The organism is Shimia sp. (assembly GCF_041624275.1).
Taxonomy (GTDB): domain Bacteria; phylum Pseudomonadota; class Alphaproteobacteria; order Rhodobacterales; family Rhodobacteraceae; genus Shimia.
The window spans coordinates 1-3576 of sequence record NZ_JBFJVE010000240.1 but is presented as its reverse complement, the minus strand read 5'-3'; the positions used below and the strand labels follow the sequence as shown (position 1 = coordinate 3576).

Below are 3576 nucleotides of genomic sequence, written 5' to 3'. Positions count from 1 at the left end.
TTGCCGCGCACGCATCGCTGCATTCCGTGGCCTCCGCGCGTCTGCCGATGGAGTTAGCTGGGTCCGGTCGCCTGCACATCTTCCGTCCCGGCAACGGCGAGACCGAGCATTACGCGATCGAGATCGGCCGCCCCGACCGTTCCAGGCCGGTTCTGACCCGGCTGCATTCGGCCTGTTTCACCGGCGACGTCCTGGGCAGTCTGAAATGCGACTGCGGCCCGCAGCTGCGCGGCGCGCTGGCGCAGATGGGGGCCGAGGGTGCCGGGGTGCTGCTTTATCTCAATCAGGAGGGGCGCGGCATCGGGCTGGCCAACAAGATGCGCGCCTACAGCCTTCAGGATCAGGGGTTCGACACCGTTGAGGCCAACCACAGGCTGGGCTTTGAGGACGACGAGCGGGATTTCCGCATCGGCGCCAAGATCCTGAGCGAAATGGGGTTTTCCTCGGTGCGGCTGCTGACCAACAACCCGCGCAAGATCGCAATGATGGAAGGCACCGGCATCGCGGTGCGCGAACGGGTGCCCCTGAAGGTCGGCGAGAACGCCCACAACAGCGCCTATCTGGCGACCAAGGCGGCCAAGTCCGGGCACCTGCTGTGAGCCCGCACGATATGGTGCTGACGCCGACCGGGTTGCGCTATCGGGGGCGCAGGCTGCCCTGCACCATCGGGCGCGGCGGGCTGGTGCGCGACAAGCGCGAGGGCGACGGCGGCACCCCCTTGGGGACCCATCGTATCACCGGCCTGCTCTACCGCCCCGACCGCATGGCACGGCCGGCGCCCTGGGCGCGGCCGATCGGCAAGGACGACCTTTGGTCTGATGCCAGCGAAGATGCCTGCTACAACCAGATGGTGCGGGCGCCCTATCGGTTCAGCCACGAGGCGCTGCGCCGCGCCGATCCGCTGTATGATCTGGTGCTGCTCACCGACTGGAACTGGCCCGATGCGCAGCCCGGGCGCGGCTCGGCGATTTTCCTGCACCAGTACCGACGCAAGGGGTTTCCCACCGAGGGCTGTATCGCCTTCCGTCGCGATCACATGCGCTGGATCGCCGAAAGGGCCCGCCCGGGCACGCGGCTGATCGTGACCGGCTGAGCCGGGGGCAGCGCCGGCCTAGCCGTAATCGCGGGCCCCGAAAATCGCCGATCCGACCCGCACATGGGTGGCGCCAAGCGCCACCGCGCGCTCGAAATCGTCGCTCATGCCCATCGACAGCCCGGCCAGATCATTGCGCTTGGCGATCTTGGCCAGCAGCGCGAAATGCAGCGCGGGTTCCTCGTCGACCGGCGGGATGCACATCAGCCCGACCACCGGCAGATCGAGCCCGCGACATTCGGCGATGAACTCATCGGCCCCTGAGGGCAGCACCCCGGCCTTCTGCGGTTCCTCGCCGGTATTGACCTGAATGAACAGATCCGGGCACTTGCCAAGCTCCTGCGCCAGCCGGGCCAGGGTCGTGGCCAGCTTGGGGCGGTCCAGCGAATGGATGGCCTCGAACAGCTGCATCGCCTGGCGCGCCTTGTTGGTCTGAAGCGGGCCGAGCAGATGCACCTTCACATCATCGAACCGCTGGCGGAATCCCGGCCATTTCCCGGCCGCTTCCTGAACCTTGTTTTCGCCGAACAGCCGGTGCCCCTGCTCAAGCACGGCCTCGACCCTTTCGTCCGGCTGGACCTTGGAGACGGCGATCAGCCGGGTCGACCCGATGTCGCGGCCGGCCAGTTCTTCGGCCCTGTGGATGCGTTGGGTGATTTCGGCAAGCGACATGGCGGGCTCCGTAGGCAGTCTGGTTTTGCGCGCAGTTCAACATGAAGCGCGCGCAAAAGAAAAGGGCAGGTCCAAAGACCTGCCCTTCGATAGCTGACTTCTGCTTCAGAATTAGAAGCTGAAGACCACGCCGGCTTCGCCGTAGGTGGTGCCGTTCAGGTCCGAGATACCTGCGCCGAACGAAACACCGCCACCGAGGCTGTGGTTGATGCCAACACCGATGTTCTCGCCACCAGCTGCCAGCGAAACGGCAGTCAGGGTTGCGGTGGTTGCAGCACCGATCGAGGTGGTTGCGGTCACGCCGAAGGCGTTGCCGGCAGCCGAGTCGTCAGCGAACAGACCGAAGGTGGTGTTGCCCAGCGCGCCTTGGATGTACAGCTTGCTGATGTCGTTGTTGGTGACGCCGCTTTCTTCCTGGTGCGACAGAGCGATCAGGTAGTCACCGAATTTGTAGTCAACGCCAACGTGGGTGCGGTCGGTGCCTGCGCCGTCGTTCGAGTACGACACGCGGCCGGTCAGGTCGCCGGTGGTGTAGGTCAGCATGACAACACCGTTGGTGCCGGCAGTGGTCAGACCGATGTCATGGTTGCCGTAGCCGATGCTGTTCCAGGGGTCAACGCAGGTGTAGCCGGTGTAGCCCAGGCAGCCAGCGTAGAAGCCGGGGGTGGCTTCAGCAGCCGACACGTTGCCCAGCGACAGGGTCAGGCCGCCGTATGCGACGTGGAATGCGGCGTCGCGGATTGCGGCCGATGCGCCGTTGACTGCGTCACCGGGGGTCGACGCGGCGTCGTCCCACTGGATGCGGGTCTGTGCGGTGAAGGCCAGGCCGCCATCCGATTCGGCGGTGCCGGTGATGATCAGGCGCAGACGCTGGTCGAGACGCAGCTCTTCAGCGGCACCTTCGGTGTAGTTCAGACCAAAACGGCCGTAACCGCTGAAGTTCAGATCTGCGGCTGCAACGCCAGCAGTGGCGACCAGAGCAGTCGTAGCGAAGAGAATCTTTTTCATGATTTTTCCCTCGGTTTTCTAATTCAAGCGCCCAGGCCAGTGACTCCGACTTGGGTTGCACGGCTGTTTCACTCTTTTCCGCCCCCTCTTGCAAGCAATCCCGCGCCCGTCGGTGCAGAGTCGAAAAAAATGGTGCAGCTATGCCACACTGCCCCGCCCACCCCGATCCGCGGCCGGTTTTCAGACCCGGGCAGCGGGTGGGCAATTGACTATATCCTTGCTCCTCGGGCTCCTGTTGGCTAGGACGGTGGCGATTTCCATGGATCGGGCCCGTATAACAATGACACGGAAAAACGTTCTCAAAACTGTTGTAGCATTGGCGGCGGTCGCCGTTCTGGCGTCCTGCGGCAACCGGCAGCCCGCCGAGGGCGACCAGCGGTTCGACCCGACGATGGTCGGCAACCCGATGGAAACAAACGCCAACCGGTCGACGATCTGGGACATTTTCAAGGATGACGAATCAGACATCACGGTGCGGGTGAACAAATACATCTGGAACGCCTCGCTCGAGGTTCTCGATTTCCTGCCGGTGCAGTCGGTCGATCCCTTCTCGGGGGTGATCGTCACCGGGTATGGCGTGCCGCCGGGCGGCGGCCGGGCCTATCGCGCCACGGTTTTCGTGCGCGACCCGGCGCTGGATGCGCGCTCGCTGCATGTGGCGATGCAGACCCGAGGCGGCGGCGCGGTCTCGGCGGCGACGGTGAAGGCGATCGAAGACGCGATCCTGACCCGGGCGCGGCAACTGCGCATCGCCGACGGCAAGCTCTGAGCCCGCTCCGCGCTCGCGGGCCCTGTCCGCCCCG

The 3576-nt window shown here is 65.1% G+C and carries 5 protein-coding genes; 3 read left to right on the top strand and 2 right to left on the bottom strand.

The window, feature by feature from the left end:
• The coding region (ribA, locus tag ABZD10_RS14330) for a GTP cyclohydrolase II (protein WP_372887509.1) at positions 1-599 on the top strand (599 nt) is incomplete at its 5' end.
• Complete coding sequence (locus ABZD10_RS14325) at positions 596-1093, top strand: L,D-transpeptidase (RefSeq protein WP_372887507.1); 498 nt, start codon at positions 596-598, stop codon at positions 1091-1093. The genes ribA and ABZD10_RS14325, both read left to right, overlap by 4 nt.
• 18 nt (positions 1094-1111) lie before the next feature.
• On the opposite strand, the gene ABZD10_RS14320 is transcribed toward ABZD10_RS14325, so the two are convergent.
• Positions 1112-1765 (bottom strand): YggS family pyridoxal phosphate-dependent enzyme, encoded by a 654-nt coding sequence (locus ABZD10_RS14320; RefSeq protein ID WP_372887505.1) that lies wholly within the window; start codon positions 1763-1765, stop codon positions 1112-1114.
• Positions 1766-1876: 111 nt separating this feature from the next.
• Entirely contained in the window at positions 1877-2773 is an 897-nt protein-coding gene (locus tag ABZD10_RS14315; RefSeq protein WP_372887503.1) for a porin, read from the bottom strand.
• A 280-nt stretch (positions 2774-3053) separates the two neighbouring features.
• Here ABZD10_RS14315 and ABZD10_RS14310 point away from each other — a divergent pair, with 280 nt between their 5' ends.
• Positions 3054-3542: a DUF3576 domain-containing protein gene (locus tag ABZD10_RS14310; protein WP_372887501.1), complete on the top strand. Its 489-nt coding sequence runs from the start codon at positions 3054-3056 to the stop codon at positions 3540-3542.
• The last annotated feature ends 34 nt before the right edge of the window (positions 3543-3576 follow it).